Below are 15,966 nucleotides of genomic sequence, written 5' to 3'. Positions count from 1 at the left end.
AAAACTGCCGAGCGAGAGGCAACCCTTTTGGTGTACTCGAATTGGTGTACTCGAATTCCCTTGGGTCGGTCGTGTCTTCCTAGGACTCGCAGGGCCAGCCTGTGAGGCTGTTTTCTGCCGCCTCCCCGCCTAGGCTGAAACTCGAACCTTGCTGACTCTACTCAGCAGCTGAATCGACAGGGCACAGGGTCAAGGTCCAGCCACAATCAAGGAGCACACAATGAGGATTGCCGTCACCGGCGGAAGCGGAAAACTGGGTAGGAGCGTGGTCCGGCGACTCACGCAGGATGGCCACCAAGTGCTCAACATTGACCGTGCCGGCACCCGTGGCAAGGGCTATGTCAACGTGGATCTCCGCAACTACGGGCAGGTCCTTGACGTCATCATGGGCCTGGACGACCAACATGACGGCCTGGACGCAATAGTTCACCTAGCTGCCATCCCGGCACCAGGGCTGGCCCCCGACGCCGCGATTTTCGAGAACAACATGGTCTCCACCTACAACGTCTTCCAAGCGGCACGACGCGCGGGTATCAAGAAGGTGGTCTATGCCTCCAGCGAGACCGTACTGGGCCTCCCCTTCGATATCGACCCTCCATACATTCCCGTGGACGAGGAGTATGCAGCGCGCCCGGAAAGCACTTACTCACTTGTCAAGCACCTCGAGGAGCAGATGGCCATCCAGCTCACCCGCTGGGACCCGAAGCTGAGCATCACGGCACTGCGGTTCTCCAACGTCATGGACCCCGAAGACTACGAGGCTTTCCCGTCCTTCGACACCGATGCCACACTGCGCAAATGGAATCTGTGGGGTTACATTGATGCCCGGGACGGTGCCCTCGCAGTAGTACGTGCCCTTGAACACGGGGAACCGGGCTTCGAGACGTTTATCATCGCCGCCGCCGACACCGTGATGAGCCGAAGCAGCGCCAAACTGGCCGCGGAAGTGTTTCCCGGCGTCGAGGTCCTCAAGGAACTGGGCGAGCACGAAACCATGCTGTCCATCGACAAGGCGCGCAGGCTGTTGGGCTTCGAACCGGAGCACAGCTGGCGCAACGTTCACTCCAACCGCACCACGCCAACCGAGGATTGACACCTGACGCGCGACGGCCCATCCCCTAACCGCAGTTTCCTGCAAGCACTCGTAAAGGGATGGGCCGGCGCAGCTTGGGACGCGTCAGATCATGGTCATGACCATGGCGGGGTCGGACAAGATGGCGCCCAGATCCGCAAGGAACCGCGAGCCCTGTTCGCCATCCACCAGGCGGTGGTCAAAGGACAAGCTGAGAGACATGACCTGCCGTACCGCCAGCTCATCATTGACCACCCACGGTGCCTTCCGCACGGCGCCGAGGGCCACAATGGCGGCCTCGCCCGGATTGAGGATGGGCGTCCCGGCGTCGATACCGAAAACACCGATGTTCGTGATGGAAACAGTGCCGCCCGACAACTCCGACGGCGACGTCTTGCCTGCACGTGCGGTATCAGTCAGATCAGTCAGCGCCGTGGAGAGCTCCCGCAGCGACAAACGGTCCGCGTCCTTAATGTTTGGAACGGTCAGGCCACGTGGCGTTGCTGCGGCGATGCCCAGGTTCACGTAATTGAACTGAACAATCTCCTGGTTGGCTTCGTCCCACCGTGAGTTCAATGTGGGATGGTTCCGCAGCGCTACCAGGACAGCTTTGGCCGCGATGGTCAGCGGAGTCAGCTTGTAGCCTTCGAACGACTTGTTGCCTTTTAGCCTGGCCAGCAAGTCCATGGTCGCTGTGACGTCCACCGTGAGGAACTCCGTCACATGCGGCGCCGTGAAGGCACTCTGCACCATGGCCGCGGCCGTGAATTTCCGAACACCCTTGATGGGTGTGCGCGTTTCACGCCCGCCCTGCGTCGCTGGAGCCTCGATGGCCGGTTTCGGTGCGCCGGAGAAGTTCTGGACATCTTCCCGGGTAATGAGTCCCCCAGGCCCGGTCCCGGGAACCGACTGAAGGTCCACCCCCAGGTCTCGGGCCAGCTTGCGGACAGGTGGCGTAGAGCGGGGTCGCTCTGCGACGTCAGCCTCAGGCGTGGCAACCGCTGCCGACTCAGGAATCACCGAAGTCTCCGGGGCCACCGTTGCGGACCCAAGTTCCTGAACCTGGCCGCGGGCGCGCCGGGTGGGACGGCCGGTATGTTCGACGACGGCGCCATACCCCACCAGGTTCGGCTCACGTTTTGCAGGCGCCCCCACCGCTTCAACCCCGCCGGCGGCAGGCGCGCTTTTCGCAGAAGTCTCGACGGCGGACCCGTCACCAGTGGAAGGGGCGCTGCCTCCGTTGGTTGATCCGGCGTCGTCCACTTCGAACGAAACGATCGGCTTACCAACCTCAACCACGGTTCCTGGCTGTTCGTGAAGGGCTGCCACCGTCCCGGCGAACGGCGACGGCAACTCGACGACGGCTTTGGCTGTTTCCACCTCGGCGATGACCTGGTTGAGCGTGACGGTGTCCCCCACCGCCACTTTCCAGCTCAGGATCTCCGATTCGGTCAGGCCTTCGCCAAGGTCCGGCAACCTGAATTCCTTGATCATGGTGGCGGTCATCCTTCCAGTCCACTCAGCGAGTTGGGGCGGCCCAAGGCGCGGTCGACGCCGTCGAGAATCCTGTCCAGATCCGGCAAGTGGTGCATTTCGAGCTTCGAGTAAGGGTACGGAACATCGAAGCCGGTAATGCGGACGGGAGCGGACTCCAAGTAGTGGAAGCAGCGTTCGGTGATGCTGGCGGCAATTTCAGCGCCGAGGCCACCGGATTGGCCGGCCTCGTGGGTGATGACCAGCCGGCCGGTCTTGCGGACCGAGGCTTCCACGACGGGATAGTCCACGGGGGCCAGGGAACGGAGGTCGATAACCTCCACTGAAATGCCTTCGTCGGCCGCGGCCATGGCAGCATCCTTCGCGGTTTTTACCAGGGGACCGTACGCAACCAGGGTGACATCCGAGCCGGAGTTCACCACGGCGGCTTTGTCCAAGGGAAGGGCAGCGGACAAATCGATGGTCTCGTCCACGTCGCCCTTGTCGTGATAGCGGCGCTTGGGCTCGAAGTAGAGCACGGGATCATCGGAGGCAATGGCCTGCTGGATCATCGTGTAGGCGTCTTGCGGGTTCGACACCGCCACGACACGGAGACCGGAGGTGTGCGTGAAGTACGCCTCCGGTGATTCGGAGTGGTGTTCCGGCGATCCGATGCCGCCGCCGAAGGGAACCCGGATGGTGATGGGCATCTTGACGCGTCCCTGGGTGCGGTAATGCATTTTGGCCACTTGGCTGACGATCTGGTCGAACGCAGGGTAGATAAAGCCGTCGAATTGGATCTCGCACACCGGACGGTAGCCGCGATAGGCCAACCCAACGGCGGTGCCGATAATTCCGGATTCAGCCAGCGGAGAATCGATCACCCGGTGTTTCCCAAAATCTTTCTGCAGACCGTCCGTAACGCGGAAGACGCCACCGAGCGAACCAATGTCCTCGCCCATGAGGACCACCTTGGGATCGTTTTCGAGCGACTTCCGGAGTCCGGCGTTGATGGCCCGGGCAAAAGTAAGCTTGGACATCAGAGAGCACCTTCCTCGACGGGCTGGTTGAAATTGTTCAGGTAGCGGGAATAGTGATCCTTCTGGCGTTCAATCCAGGAGTTGGGCGTGCTGTAGACGTGGTTGAAGACGTCCAGTGGCTGGGGATCCGGCATGTCGATGCAACTGGCCCGGAGTTCCGCCGCCACGGCGTCGGCTTTGGCCTTGACGCGCCCTTCCACGTCCTCGGTCAGCAGGCCCTTTGCCTCCAGGAGCTTGCGGAGCCTGAGGATGGGATCCTTGGCGGCCCAATCTTCCAACTCGATGGGATCACGGTAGCGGGTGGGGTCATCTGCCGTGGTGTGTGGGCCCATGCGGTAAGTGACCGCCTCGATGAAGGTAGGTCCCCCACCCTTGCGTGCCCGGTCCAGCGCTACACGCGTTGCCGCCATGACAGCCAGGACGTCGTTGCCGTCCACCCGCATGCTGGGGATTCCGAACCCGGTAGGCCTGTCGGCCAACTGGACATGCGACTGTATGCGGACGGGCTCGGAAATTGCCCAATGGTTGTTCTGGCAGAAGAACACCACGGGAGCCTGGTAACTCGCGGCGAACACCATGGCCTCGTTCACGTCGCCTTCACTCGTGGCGCCATCTCCAAAGTACGCAAGGACCGCGGTGTTGGCACCATCCAACTGGACACCCATGGCGTAACCGGTGGCGTGCAGGCTCTGGGAACCAATGATGATCTGGGGCGTTGCCAAGTTGATGCGCAGGGGATCCCACCCGTAGGAGGCGTTTCCACGCCACACCCTGGCAATCTCGGAGAGGTGGGCTCCCCGGACGTATGCCACGCCGCTTTCCCGGTAGCTGGGGAACACAAAGTCATCGTCCCGCAGCGAGCGGCTCGAGCCAATCTGGGCCGCTTCCTGCCCCAGGAGCGGCGGCCACAATGCCAGTTCCCCCTGGCGCTGGAGCGCCGTTGCCTCGGCATCAATGCGACGGATAACCGTCATGTCCTCATACAGGGAGCACAATTGCTCGTCGCCGATGTCTTTAACCCAGACGTCGAATTCGGGATGGCTGATGCGCTCGCCTTCCGGCGATACCAGCTGGAGCAGATTGCCGCCAGTCCTCAGGGAATTTTGTGCACTATGTCCTGGGCCCGGAGTGTCATGGTGCACTCCTTTGCCCGCCTGATCCGTCAACACAGGTGATCGCAACCTTCCGGCTCGTTTTCGTCGGCGCTGGCGGGACTTGTGATCCTGCCGCAGACCGGCCCTCCGGCACCTTCGCCGGAGTTAATTGTGACCCTACTCACAACAGGCATCGGGTACAACTACCCCCGCAGAAGTTGAGCATTCTGCCCTGTTTCCTTGGTGTGGGCCGTGCTAATCTTGCGCATTATGCAACCCTTGGATGGCACTGACACCAGGCTCCTTTCCGCCATGGCGAAGGACCCCCGCGGGACTGTGGTGGCACTCGCCCAAAAGCTGGGGTTGTCCCGAAACACTGTCCAGGCGCGGATGGCCCAACTCGAGAAGAAACACGCCTTCCTCTCCTTCGAGCGGAGGATCAACCCCGCGGCCCTCGGCTATCCGTTGACTGCATTCATCACTGTCCACGTACAGCAGCAAAAACTTGCCTCGCTTGCCCAGGACCTGGCCGACATTCCCGAAATCCTGGAAGGATTTGGCCTGACAGGTTCAGCGGACTTGCTGTTGCGCGTCGTTGCCCTGGATGCGGAGGACCTCTACCGCATCAACGGAAAGATCCTGGGCTGCGACGGAGTGGAACGGACCGATACTGCGCTGGCGATGCGGGAGATGATCCCCTACCGCGTCCAACCCCTGCTGGGACGCCGCTCCGAGGCCTGAATTCCCTTTTCACCTGCGGCTATTCCCGGCGCGGCACTTGCCCGTGGAACCTGCATGCGATTTGATGCAAGTGGACGAATCAGGGGCCGGCCAGAGGTCCCCGGCCATGTGGTGGCGCTGCGAAGGCTACCGAGAGGGGCACAACTGTGAGCAACCCGCAAGAACCGCACCAGCCCAACCAGAACCAACCCAACCAGAACCCGCCTGGCCAGAACCCGCCACCGGTTCCGCCCGGGCCAGGCTACCCGCCGCAGCCTGGTGCCTCACCGCAGTGGCAGCAGCCGCCGTCGTCCGCTTCCCCCCAGACGGGCGGCCCGCAGTACGCCGCACCGGGCCAGGAACCGTACGTCCAGAACCCGTACCCGCAAGGGCAGAACCCCTATCCACAGGGTCAGCACCAACCCAGCCAATACCCGCCAGGTCAGTATGGCCAACAGGCACCCAGGAAGAGCCGAAAAGTCCTGTGGATCGTCCTGAGCATCGTTGCGGGAGTGATCGTCTTGGCGGTGGTGGGTGTCCTTTTGCTGGTCAACCTCGTGGGCAACGCGACGTCCAAGGCCAGGTCGCTGGCGGACGAATTCACCAATCTGGTGGTGTCCGGGCAAACAGAACAGGCATACGACAATTACCTGAGCCAGCCATTGAAGGACGAGCTGGACAAACAATCCTTCGTGGATGGCATTGCCAGCCTGCAGCTGGACAGCTCATGCAAGCCGAACTATAACTCCGTGAACGTGAACTCCAACAACGGCAACAACAAAGCCGACCTCGCGGGCACGTTGCAATGCGACGGCAAGACCATCGACCTTCAGTACGTCTTCGAGGGAACCAACGACCTCAAAATGAGCAGCATCCGCCTCCGCCCATAGCCACCAAAAGAAATTCCAGGCTCACACCCATCCACACCCGCGCATGGTCCGAATCACTGCTTGAGAGCCCCACCCGGGGCTCAGCAGGACGGCCGGGACACCCGGCCATCACCGGAAGGTTCGGACCAATGCGTACTTCGCCCAATCGCTTGATCGCCACCATTTTCGGAGCCGTCTACCTCTTGGTAGGCGTGCTCGGATTCTTCGTCACCTCGGGAATCGGCTTCTTCGCCACCGAGGGTGCCAACTTGATCATCTTCGCGGTGAACCCTCTTCACAACATCATCCACTTGGCCATTGGCGCCGCACTTCTTTACGCCGGCATGAACGGTGTCACGCTCTCCAAGTCCGTCAACACGGCTGTCGGAGGCGTCTACCTGCTGGTCGGCATTCTGGGGCTTTTCCTGGTTGGCTCCTCGCTGAACATCATCGCCCTCAACGGCGCGGACAACGTGCTGCACCTTGCCAGCGCCGTCGTCCTGCTGGGCGTAGCACTGTCCCAGGACAAGGCAGCCGTAGCTTCCGCCCGCGCCTGATCCGCCTGATCACCGAGTAAAGCAGCGAGAGGACGGCAAGGACCATGGAAAGCAAACACCACCCCACACTGAACGCAGCGACCCTCCTGTTCGTGTACTTCGCAGCAATGGCCGCTGGGATGGTTGAGCTTTCCCTTGCCGCCGGATATCTCACCGGAACGGCGTCAGCGACACCCGGAATGGTGGTCGCCGGCGTCGCAACCCTCGCGGCGGGCTTGGCCTTTTTGGCCTGGTCCCTGCGGGGGTTGCACCGCAACGCCCTGGTCGTCGCACGATTCGCGCTTCCTGTCCTCGCCGTTGCTGCTGCTGCGCACCTCGCAGTCACAGTCACCGGGATCAGCTCCCTGCGCTCACTGGACGTGAGCCACTTCGCCGCTCTCGGCCTGACGCTCATGGCACTTGCCGGAGCTGGCTGGCTGAGGCGGCAGCACAAGACCAACGACGGCGGCACCCACGGCCAGCCAAGGACCGGGCGGCTTCTGGCAGCCGCGTTCGGAGCCGCCGTCGTTGTTGCAACAATTGCTACACCCGGACTGGCCGCATCGATGGCCGGACAGCATGCAGTCCCGCACGGAGAGCACGGCCAGGCACCCAGCGGAGAAGACGGCCAGGGCTCCAATCCCGCCCTGGACCCGGGTCGCCACCACTAGCTGACGGCGACCGAACCGGCGCACCATTGACACTGCCCACTGTTGATGGTGCGCCTGGTTCGTGGATCATGGAGCCATGGATCCCGTAGAGGCGCTCGACGAAATCTCCTTCTGGTTGGAACGCAGCCAGGCCCCCACCTTCAAGGTCCAGGCTTTCCGGAAAGCTGCCGACGCCGTTCGGCAGCTTTCGCCCGAAGAGCTGCCGAAACTGATCCGGGCCGGACGGCTGACCAGCATCAAAGGCGTAGGCAACCGAAGCGCTGAAGTCGTTACCCAGGCCCTGGAAGAGAAAGTCCCGGACTATCTGGCCGATCTCCGGGAGCGGGGCACAGAATCTTTGGCCTCCGGCGGTGACACCCTGAGGGCCGCACTGCGCGGAGACCTTCACAGCCACAGCAACTGGTCCGACGGCGGCTCCCCCATCGAATCCATGGTGGCCGCCGCACGCACACTCGGCCGCGAATACCTGGCCCTCACAGACCACTCCCCCAATCTCACTATCGCCAATGGCCTCAGCGTGGAACGCCTCGAGAAACAACTCGACGTAGTGGACGGGATCAACGCGGCCCGTGACGGCTTCCGGTTGCTCAAGGGCATAGAGGTGGACATTCTTGAGGACGGAACCCTGGACCAGACTCCCACCATGCTGGACAGGCTGGATGTAGTGGTGGCCAGCGTCCACTCGAAGCTCCGGTCAGACGCAAAGACCATGACCAAGCGAATGCTCGGCGGGATCAGCGATCCCCACACCAACGTCCTGGGGCATTGCACCGGTCGGCTCGTCCAAGGATCACGGGGTACCCGGCCCGAGTCCGAGTTCGATGCCGCGAGGGTCTTCAAGGAGTGTGCGGAGTGGGGAGTCGCCGTCGAAATCAACTCCCGGCCCGAACGGCAGGACCCACCGGACAACCTCATCACGCTGGCCCTGGACGCCGGCTGCCTCTTCAGCATCGACAGCGACGCCCATGCTCCGGGCCAGCTCGACTTCCTGCAGTACGGCGCAGAGAGGGCCGAAGCCCTCGGAGTGCCGAAGGAACGGATCGTCACCACGTGGCCGCTGGAACAGCTGCAGGAATGGCTGAGCCTGAAGAAGTAATGCAGACACACAGAGCGGCTCCTCCTGCGGTTCGCAGGAGGAGCCGCCCTTGGCATGTGCTGCTCGGCAGGCGCTGCGGACTCTAGTGATCGACCGCCTTCTCGGCACCGACACCGGTCAGCGAGCGCACCTCCATCTCCGCCTGCTTGGCCGGATCCTCGCGCCGCTTGTCCAGCACCGTTCCGAGCCAGCCCAGGAAGAAGGCCAACGGAATGGACACGATGCCGGGGTTGCTCAGCGGGAAGAGGGCAAAGTTTGCCCCGGGGATCATGGACGTCTTGGCGCCGGAGACCACGGGCGAGAAGGTGATCAGCAAGATGGCCGCAGCGAGGCCGCCGTACATGCTCCAGACCGCGCCCTGGGTGGTGAACTTCTTCCAGAACAGGGAGTAGACAATGGTGGGCAGGTTCGCCGATGCTGCAACTGCGAAGGCCAGTGCCACCAGGAAGGCAACGTTCTGCCCGTTGGCGAAAATTCCGCCCAGAATAGCCAGGACACCGATCACCACGACCGTGCGTCGGGCGACCTTCACCTCGGTGGTTGCGTCGGCCTTGCCCTTGGAAATGACGTTGGCGTAAATGTCGTGGGCGAAGGAAGCGGCTGCGGTGATGGTCAGGCCGGCCACCACAGCCAGGATGGTTGCGAACGCGACGGCCGAAATGAAGCCCAGGAGCAGCGGGCCACCCAGGTGGAACGCGAGCAGCGGGGCCGCGGAATTGACCCCACCGGGGGCGGACTTGATGGTTTCAGCGCCCACCAGGGCCGCTGCGCCATACCCCAGCACCAGGGTGAAGAGGTAGAACAGGCCGATCAGCCAGATGGCCCATACGACGGACTTGCGTGCTTCCTTGGCCGTAGGGACAGTGTAGAAGCGCATCAGCACGTGGGGCAGTGCTGCTGTACCGAGGACCAGGGCAAGGCCGAGGGACATGAAGTCGAGCTTGGACGTTTCGGTCTTTCCATATTGGAGCCCGGGGTTCAGGATGGCCGGGTTGTTGGCGGCTTCAGCTGCAGAGCCCAGCAGGCTGGACAGGTTGAAACCGTAGATCGCAAGCACCATTGCTGTCATTACACCTGCACCGGCAATGAGCAGGATGGCTTTGATGATCTGTACCCAGGTGGTGCCCTTCATGCCGCCGATCAGTACGTACATGATCATCAAGGCCCCGACGACGATGATCACCAAGGCCTGACCGCCCCAGTCGCTGATGCCCAGCAGGAGCGAAATCAGGCTGCCTGCTCCTGCCATCTGGGCGAGGAGGTAGAAGAAGCAGACGGCCAAGGTGGAGAGGGCGGCCGCAATGCGGACAGGGCGCTGACGCAAGCGGAAGGACAGGACGTCAGCCATGGTGAACTTGCCCGTATTGCGGAGCAATTCAGCCACCAGGAGCAAAGCGACGAGCCAGGCGACGAGGAAGCCGATGGAGTACAGGAAGCCGTCGTAGCCGTTGATGGCGATGGCGCCGGTAATGCCGAGGAAGGATGCTGCCGACAGGTAGTCTCCGGCGATGGCCGTGCCGTTCTGCGAACCAGTAAACGACCGGCCAGCTGCGTAGTAATCTGCTGCGGTCTTGTTGTTCCGGCTGGCCCGGAAGACGATCACCATGGTGACCGCCACGAAGAGGGCGAAAATGCCCATGTTGAGCAGGGTGGTGTCTTTCAGCGCTGCGACGTTGACTGCTGCCGGGACCATGGTGTTCATTTGACTCCCCCGCTGATCACATTGCCGTCCTTATCAAATTCGTGGCCCTCGATCTCGTTGCGGATCTCCGCCGCGATGGGGTCCAGTTTCCTGTTGGAGTAGCTCACGTACCAAGCCGTGATGCCGAAGGTAGTGACGAACTGGAGCAGGCCGAGAATCAGGCCGACGTTGATGTTGCCCCAAACCTTGATGGACATGAAGCCAACCGCATAGTCAGCCAAAAGAACGTACGCGAAATACCAAAGCAGGAATACGACTGCCATCGGGAAGACAAAGCTGCGGTGCCGCTTCCGCAGTGTCTTGAACCGTTCCGTTTGTTGGACTTCCCGGAAGTCCACGGACGCTGTTGCGTCCTGGTTTTGGGCCTCATTACCCATGGTTCCTCCTGATTGTGATGTGTCCACATCGGCTCCGCACGCATTGCCCATGTGACTGCAATCACTATCGAACGCCGTCGGGGGTCGGTTCCAGAGAATCCGCTGGTGCCGTCGCTCAACGGTTGCGACCCTGCGCCAAACGGCAAGGACAGCGCCGGCAAATTGGCTACGCTGGCCTTATGCCCGACTCTCCGCTCCTCACCGTTGCCGCGATCGCCGTGATCGTGCTGGCTGTCGCCGTCGTGGTGGGTGTTGGCCTGAGGGTGATGCGCTCTTTCCGGGACCTGGGCACGGATGCCGAGCGCGCCACTTACAACACGCTGCACGCGGCCTCCCGGGCCGGTCAGCACCTCCGTGGCGGGCTCCAACCTGCCGGCGCAGCCAAGGCCAGCAAGCAGCTGCGGGTGCTGCTGGGCTGCGATGCCCTGGCCATCACGGACACCCATTCGGTGCTCGCATGGGATGGTGCAGCCGAGGAACTCCGGCCATTACTTATGCGCCTCGCTGCCGAGGTCCTTGCCACCGGTCGAACAGCCGTCGTGCCTCACGCCGGACATTCGCCGGCCGCGAAAGCCGAGCACGGGAGCCACGATTTCAGCGCCGTCATAGCTCCGATCCGGGCAGGCTCCAAAGTAGTGGGCTCAGTTGCCGCCCTTGCCCCAGCGGCGGGGGCGGGATTGGTGCGAGCCACCAGCGAGGTTGCTGACTGGATTGCTGCCCAACTGGAACTGACCGAACTCGAAGCTTCCCGCACCCTGCTGATGGAAGCGGAAGTCAGGGCTTTGCGCGCACAGATCAGCCCGCACTTCATCTACAACTCGCTGAATGCGATCGCGTCTTTCATCAACACGGACCCGGCACGGGCGCGGGAGTTGGTGGTGGAGTTCGCCGACTTCACCAGATACTCGTTCCGGCGGCATGGAGACTTCACCACAGTCGCCGAGGAACTGCGATGCATCGACCGCTACCTCTTGCTGGAACGGGCACGCTTTGGCGAGCGCGTCCAGGTAAGCCTTAGGATCGCGCCCGAGGTCTTGAGCACGGTTATTCCGTTCCTCAGCCTTCAACCGCTGGTGGAGAACGCGGTCCGGCACGGTTTGGAAGCCAAGGAAGGCCCGGGACACATCACCATCTGCGCCAACGATTCCGGAGCGTTCGCTGAAGTTACCATCGAGGACGACGGCGTGGGCATGGATCCCGAGCACCTGCGGTCAGTGCTCGCCGGGCATACGGACGGCATCCATGTGGGGCTGCGCAATGTTGACGCCCGTTTGCGTCAGGTCTACGGGGACGAACACGGTCTCGTCATCGACACGGCTCCCGGGGAAGGAACCCTGATCACCATGCGGGTGCCCAAATCGCAGCCCGACCACGACGCATGATGTGCCGGTTAGTCTTTAATCATGATCAACGTGCTCGTCGCTGATGACGAACTACCCGCCGTGGAAGAGCTGGCCTTCCTGCTGGGCCGGGATGAGCGGATTGGCGCCATCCACCGGGCGTCGTCGGGCGCCGAGGCGCTGCGGACCTTGGAAACAGAGTCGGTCGACGCCGTCTTCCTCGACATCCATATGCCGGCTCTGTCCGGCCTGGACATCGCGCGGGCGATATCCCGCAGCAGCAACCCACCCGCCGTCGTGTTCGTCACCGCTGATGAAGACTGCGCATTGGAAGCCTTCGACCTCGCCGCCATCGATTACTTGCTGAAGCCGCTGCGCGCGGAACGGCTATCCCGTTCGGTGGACCGGATCAGCGATCTGATCAAGGAAGGCACGCCCGCCCCTGAAATGATCACAGTGGACCTCGGCAGCACCACCCGCATGATCCGCCGTGACGATGTCACCTATGTGCAGGCCCAAGGCGATTACGCCAGGCTGCACACGTCCGAGGCCAGCTTCCTCATCCGGGTTCCGCTGAGTGATCTTGAACAGAAATGGGCTGACGCGGGGTTTATCCGGATCCACCGCTCGTATTTGATCGCACTGAAGCATGTGCAGCACCTGAAGCTGACAGCAACGGGCCCGAGCGTGGCTGTGGCAGGCGCTGAACTGCCGATCAGCCGACGACACTTGCCCTCCGTCCGGGACAAGCTGCAGTCCACGCGTATCCGGCCACAGGGATGACGCGCGTCCGTGTCACGGCTCCCCGCCAGTCGGCCACGGCGGCTCCGGGACAGTTGCCGTACCCCCGCGAGGCGGCCGAGGACTCCGATGCCGGCAAGATCTTCATCCGTTCCCTGATCCGCTCACAGTTGCGCCTGGCACTGGTGGTGGCCTGCGGATTCCTGGTCATTCTCGCTGTGTTCGCGCTGTTCCTTGTGTATGGGCCAGGCGTGGCCGAGACCCGGATCCTGGGCATTCCGCTTGACTGGCTGGTGCTGGGCGTCGGCATTTACCCAGTGATTGGCTTGAGCGCCTGGCTCTACAACCGCGCGGCCGCCCGCAATGAGGCCCGATACCGGGACCTTGTGGAGGACAAGTGAACCCTGCCGTCGGCCTGTTCGCGTTTCTTGCCGTCACCCTCGCGACGGCGGTCATAGGCTTCTACGGTCTGCGCATCTCCCGGACAACGGGCGACTTCTACGTAGCCTCGCGCACGGTTCCGCCGTGGTGGAACGCCTCGGCGATCGGTGGCGAGTACTTGTCCGCCGCCAGCTTCCTGGGAGTTGCCGGCCTGATTCTCCTATCAGGAACGGATGCGCTGTGGTTCCCCGTGGGCTACACGGCCGGCTACCTGATGCTCCTGCTCTTCGTGGCTGCTCCCCTCCGGCGCTCAGGCGCCTACACCATCCCCGATTTCACCGAAGCCCGGTTGGATTCCAAACTGGTCCGCCGGGTGACAAGCCTGGTTGTGGTTGCCGTGGGCTGGTTGTACATCGTGCCGCAACTCCATGGGGCCGCCCTCACCATCCGGATCACCACAGGCCTGCCGTCGTGGGTAGGTTCGACGGCGGTGGTGGTGGTTGTGTGCCTCACGGTAGTGGCAGGTGGCATGCGTTCAATAACCTTTGTCCAGGCGTTCCAGTACTGGCTGAAACTGACCGCCTTGGCAGTGCCTGTGGTCTTCGTTGCCATGGTGCTGGCCGGCAACGGTGTGGAACCGTCCGCGCCTCTGCCCATCAACCCCACGGGCCAGGCTTCCGCGGGGGCCTATAACCACATATCCCTGTTGGTGGCTTTGCTGTTCGGAACCTTGGGCCTCCCGCATGTGCTGGTGAGGTTCTACACCAACCCGGACGGGCAATCCGCGCGCCGGACCACGTTGATTGTGCTGGGGCTGCTCTCGGTCTTCTACCTGTTCCCCACCATCTCCGGCGCTTTGGGCAGGATGTTCGCGCCGGAGCTGGCCCAGTCCGGCCAAGCCGATGCCCTGGTGCTTTTGCTGCCGGGCAAGCTCGTGGGCGGCACGGCCGGTGATCTGTTGTCTGCCTTGGTGGTTGCCGGGGCCTTCGCCGCGTTCCTGTCCACCACGTCCGGCCTGGTGGTTTCGCTGTCCGGCGTCATCAGCCAGGACCTCTTCGGCGGAAGCGTCAGGGGCTTCCGCCTCGCAGCGGTGATTGCCGCCGTCGTACCTTTGGGTTTTGCCTTCATGACCGACACCTTGGCCCTGGCCGGAAGTGTTGGACTGGTTTTCGCCTTCACGGCGTCCACCATCTGCCCGGTACTGCTCTTGGGCATTTGGTGGCGTGGTTTGACCGATGCCGGGGCGATTGCCGGCATGCTGACCGGTGCGCTGCTGTGCGGTGGCGCCATGGTGGCGGGCACCCTCATGGGGACGGGCAACGCACCCGCGTGGCTTGCGCAGCCCGCTGCGTGGAGCGTACCGGCAGCGTTCGCCGTGACAGTGGTGGTCTCGGTGTTGACCAAGAACCGCGTGCCGGCTTCCGTGAACCGCGTGATGTCCCGCCTGCACGTACCGGAGCGGCCCGTGGCGACCGAACGGTAACAGCCGCAAAGGCACCCACACCCTGTTGTCCGCACAACAGCGAGGGTGGACAATGACGCCATGTCCGAGGAACCGGGTGCCGCCGGACCAGAACCGCCGGTAAGCACGCAGGAGTTATCGCCAAGCGTCCGAGCGCAATTGTTGGCCACAGAACACTGGAGCCTGCTCGCCTCGCGCAGCACCACACAAGGCGAAGTCCTCACCCGCATCAGCATGTTCCTGACGTTCACGTCGGCCAGCCTGCTGAGCGTGGCGCTGGTGGGTAACGCCACCCAGTTTTCGGATGCGTTCAGGGCCTTCGCCCTGACTGTCCTGAGTATCGATCTGGTGGTTGGCCTGCTCACCCATGTCCGCGTCATGAGCGTGGGCATGGAAGACCTGATGTACGTCCTTGCCATGAACCGCCTGCGTGCGGCCTACCTAGACCTGGACCCCGGCATCAGGCCGTACCTCATGGCCGGCTTTCACGACGATGAGGAAGGTGCCAAGCGGACGTACTACTTCCTTGGCGGGCGGAAAGACTTCAGCCAGGTGGCAGGCAGCAGCATGGTCTTCATGGGGTTCGTTAACGCAGCCCTGATCGCCTTGCTGCTGGGGTCAGCAATGCTGGCAGCCGGGCTTCCCACAGTGGCAGCAGTTCCTGTGGCGGTTCTGGCCGCCTTGGCGTTCTTCGGTACCTCGCTGGCGCGCGGTCACCGACGCTACTTGGACGTGTGGAGGAACAACACGGCCATCTCCCCCAGCGCCTGACGAGCGTTGGACGGAACTAGTCGATGGCCGCCATAAGCTCTACGACTCGCGCGAGGAACGCATCCACCTGAGCTTCTTCGTAACCTTCGTCGCCCTTTGCTGCACGGAAAACAGCGCGGCGAACGGTGTCCACGCTGAGGACCTGATCGTGTTCAAGGTACCCGACCAGCTCAGCACACAGGGCGTCAACGTCCTGGATGTTGTAGCTGCGTGCCCTCTTCCTGGACGGACGACGGAACCGTTCCCCGTCTGGGCGGTGAAGCCGTCCACGCAGGATGCCGGAGAGCTTGCCGATCTGGCGCAACCAGGCTTCTTCACCCTGCTGGCTGATGAGGTCGTCCCGCTCACGGCGGGCAAAGGCATCCTCCAGCCGGTCCAGGGCGGCGTCAACGCTGTGGGCGTCATAGCCGCCCTTGACGGGGTCAAAGGCCACGTCCCGGACGTCAACGCTGGCCACCTGGTCGGCCGTGCCGACCGGGTTTTCAAACGATGTCCTGGCGCGCTGGAGGAACTCGTCCACTTGCTTGGCGTTGTAGCCGTATTTGCTACGCTCCACGCGGTCGAACGTTGCGGGAATCTGGCGTCGAATATCCACTGACACTAATTTTCCTTCATTGGGTT

17 protein-coding genes are annotated in these 15,966 nt (G+C 62.8%); 11 read left to right on the top strand and 6 right to left on the bottom strand.

Annotation, left to right across the window (positions count from 1 at the left end; translation table 11 throughout):
* Positions 1-220 precede the first annotated feature (220 nt).
* Positions 221-1,093 carry an NAD-dependent epimerase/dehydratase family protein gene (locus tag N7568_RS17225; RefSeq protein ID WP_261611004.1) on the top strand — a complete coding sequence of 291 codons (873 nt, stop codon included), beginning with the start codon at positions 221-223 and terminating at the stop codon, positions 1,091-1,093.
* A gap of 84 nt (positions 1,094-1,177) precedes the next feature.
* Here the strand turns inward: N7568_RS17225 and N7568_RS17220 are convergent, their stop codons facing one another.
* Genes N7568_RS17220 through pdhA form a run of 3 tightly spaced genes read right to left on the bottom strand, consistent with a single transcriptional unit; the run spans position 1,178 to position 4,754 of the window.
* A complete protein-coding gene (locus N7568_RS17220; RefSeq protein ID WP_261611003.1) occupies positions 1,178-2,578 on the bottom strand; it encodes a dihydrolipoamide acetyltransferase family protein in 1,401 nt (466 codons plus the stop codon).
* Positions 2,575-3,585 (bottom strand): alpha-ketoacid dehydrogenase subunit beta, encoded by a 1,011-nt coding sequence (locus tag N7568_RS17215; protein ID WP_261611002.1) that lies wholly within the window; start codon positions 3,583-3,585, stop codon positions 2,575-2,577. The genes N7568_RS17220 and N7568_RS17215 overlap by 4 nt, the downstream gene beginning before the upstream one ends.
* Positions 3,585-4,754: a pyruvate dehydrogenase (acetyl-transferring) E1 component subunit alpha gene (gene pdhA / locus N7568_RS17210; RefSeq protein WP_261611001.1), complete on the bottom strand. Its 1,170-nt coding sequence runs from the start codon at positions 4,752-4,754 to the stop codon at positions 3,585-3,587. Before pdhA ends, N7568_RS17215 begins: the two co-directional genes overlap by 1 nt.
* A 195-nt stretch (positions 4,755-4,949) precedes the next feature.
* Between pdhA and N7568_RS17205 the strand changes: the two genes are divergently transcribed.
* The 5 genes from N7568_RS17205 to N7568_RS17185 all read left to right on the top strand — a co-directional run bounded on the left by N7568_RS17205 (position 4,950) and on the right by N7568_RS17185 (position 8,571).
* Positions 4,950-5,420 carry an Lrp/AsnC family transcriptional regulator gene (locus tag N7568_RS17205; protein ID WP_261611000.1) on the top strand — a complete coding sequence of 157 codons (471 nt, stop codon included), beginning with the start codon at positions 4,950-4,952 and terminating at the stop codon, positions 5,418-5,420.
* 146 nt (positions 5,421-5,566) lie between these two features.
* On the top strand, positions 5,567-6,289 hold the full coding sequence (locus N7568_RS17200; RefSeq protein WP_261610999.1) for a hypothetical protein: 723 nt from the start codon (positions 5,567-5,569) through the stop codon (positions 6,287-6,289).
* 128 nt (positions 6,290-6,417) lie between these two features.
* Positions 6,418-6,825, top strand: a complete 408-nt coding sequence (locus tag N7568_RS17195; protein WP_261610998.1) for a DUF4383 domain-containing protein — start codon at positions 6,418-6,420, stop codon at positions 6,823-6,825.
* 44 nt (positions 6,826-6,869) lie between these two features.
* On the top strand, positions 6,870-7,475 hold the full coding sequence (locus N7568_RS17190; RefSeq protein WP_261610997.1) for a hypothetical protein: 606 nt from the start codon (positions 6,870-6,872) through the stop codon (positions 7,473-7,475).
* Between the two features lie 76 nt (positions 7,476-7,551).
* Complete coding sequence (locus tag N7568_RS17185) at positions 7,552-8,571, top strand: PHP domain-containing protein (protein ID WP_261610996.1); 1,020 nt, start codon at positions 7,552-7,554, stop codon at positions 8,569-8,571.
* Positions 8,572-8,653: 82 nt separating this feature from the next.
* On the opposite strand, the gene N7568_RS17180 is transcribed toward N7568_RS17185, so the two are convergent.
* Together N7568_RS17180 and N7568_RS17175 are read right to left on the bottom strand one after the other, a co-directional pair.
* Positions 8,654-10,273, bottom strand: a complete 1,620-nt coding sequence (locus N7568_RS17180) for a solute symporter family protein (protein WP_261610995.1) — start codon at positions 10,271-10,273, stop codon at positions 8,654-8,656.
* A complete protein-coding gene (locus N7568_RS17175; protein ID WP_261610994.1) occupies positions 10,270-10,650 on the bottom strand; it encodes a DUF485 domain-containing protein in 381 nt (126 codons plus the stop codon). Before N7568_RS17175 ends, N7568_RS17180 begins: the two co-directional genes overlap by 4 nt.
* Before the next feature lie 179 nt (positions 10,651-10,829).
* Between N7568_RS17175 and N7568_RS17170 the strand changes: the two genes are divergently transcribed.
* From N7568_RS17170 to N7568_RS17150, 5 genes are read left to right on the top strand one after another with little or no spacing between them, the layout of a single operon-like run.
* On the top strand, positions 10,830-12,032 hold the full coding sequence (locus tag N7568_RS17170) for a sensor histidine kinase (protein WP_261610993.1): 1,203 nt from the start codon (positions 10,830-10,832) through the stop codon (positions 12,030-12,032).
* Between the two features lie 21 nt (positions 12,033-12,053).
* Positions 12,054-12,773 (top strand): LytR/AlgR family response regulator transcription factor, encoded by a 720-nt coding sequence (locus N7568_RS17165; RefSeq protein ID WP_261610992.1) that lies wholly within the window; start codon positions 12,054-12,056, stop codon positions 12,771-12,773.
* Complete coding sequence (locus tag N7568_RS17160) at positions 12,770-13,132, top strand: hypothetical protein (RefSeq protein ID WP_261610991.1); 363 nt, start codon at positions 12,770-12,772, stop codon at positions 13,130-13,132. The genes N7568_RS17165 and N7568_RS17160 overlap by 4 nt, the downstream gene beginning before the upstream one ends.
* A complete protein-coding gene (locus N7568_RS17155; protein WP_261610990.1) occupies positions 13,129-14,595 on the top strand; it encodes a sodium/solute symporter in 1,467 nt (488 codons plus the stop codon). Before N7568_RS17160 ends, N7568_RS17155 begins: the two co-directional genes overlap by 4 nt.
* Before the next feature lie 60 nt (positions 14,596-14,655).
* Entirely contained in the window at positions 14,656-15,345 is a 690-nt protein-coding gene (locus tag N7568_RS17150; protein WP_261610989.1) for a hypothetical protein, read from the top strand.
* A gap of 16 nt (positions 15,346-15,361) precedes the next feature.
* On the opposite strand, the gene N7568_RS17145 is transcribed toward N7568_RS17150, so the two are convergent.
* Positions 15,362-15,946, bottom strand: coding sequence for a DivIVA domain-containing protein (locus N7568_RS17145; protein WP_261610988.1), 585 nt, complete (start codon positions 15,944-15,946; stop codon positions 15,362-15,364).
* Positions 15,947-15,966: the final 20 nt, after the last annotated feature.

It is taken from the genome of Paenarthrobacter aurescens (assembly GCF_025421775.1).
GTDB lineage: Bacteria > Actinomycetota > Actinomycetes > Actinomycetales > Micrococcaceae > Arthrobacter > Arthrobacter aurescens_B.
The sequence above is the reverse complement of the archived record's forward strand: the minus strand, read 5'-3'. Positions and strand labels throughout refer to the sequence as shown.

Coding starts and splice junctions, on each gene's coding strand:
- N7568_RS17205 (WP_261611000.1), top strand. CDS start 4,950: ATGCAACCCTTGGATGGCACTGACACCAGGCTCCTTTCCGCCATGGCG.
- N7568_RS17150 (WP_261610989.1), top strand. CDS start 14,656: ATGTCCGAGGAACCGGGTGCCGCCGGACCAGAACCGCCGGTAAGCACG.
- N7568_RS17175 (WP_261610994.1), bottom strand. CDS start 10,650: ATGGGTAATGAGGCCCAAAACCAGGACGCAACAGCGTCCGTGGACTTC.
- N7568_RS17160 (WP_261610991.1), top strand. CDS start 12,770: ATGACGCGCGTCCGTGTCACGGCTCCCCGCCAGTCGGCCACGGCGGCT.
- N7568_RS17195 (WP_261610998.1), top strand. CDS start 6,418: ATGCGTACTTCGCCCAATCGCTTGATCGCCACCATTTTCGGAGCCGTC.
- N7568_RS17185 (WP_261610996.1), top strand. CDS start 7,552: ATGGATCCCGTAGAGGCGCTCGACGAAATCTCCTTCTGGTTGGAACGC.
- N7568_RS17215 (WP_261611002.1), bottom strand. CDS start 3,585: ATGTCCAAGCTTACTTTTGCCCGGGCCATCAACGCCGGACTCCGGAAG.
- N7568_RS17165 (WP_261610992.1), top strand. CDS start 12,054: ATGATCAACGTGCTCGTCGCTGATGACGAACTACCCGCCGTGGAAGAG.
- N7568_RS17190 (WP_261610997.1), top strand. CDS start 6,870: ATGGAAAGCAAACACCACCCCACACTGAACGCAGCGACCCTCCTGTTC.
- N7568_RS17170 (WP_261610993.1), top strand. CDS start 10,830: ATGCCCGACTCTCCGCTCCTCACCGTTGCCGCGATCGCCGTGATCGTG.
- N7568_RS17180 (WP_261610995.1), bottom strand. CDS start 10,273: ATGAACACCATGGTCCCGGCAGCAGTCAACGTCGCAGCGCTGAAAGAC.
- N7568_RS17220 (WP_261611003.1), bottom strand. CDS start 2,578: ATGACCGCCACCATGATCAAGGAATTCAGGTTGCCGGACCTTGGCGAA.
- N7568_RS17225 (WP_261611004.1), top strand. CDS start 221: ATGAGGATTGCCGTCACCGGCGGAAGCGGAAAACTGGGTAGGAGCGTG.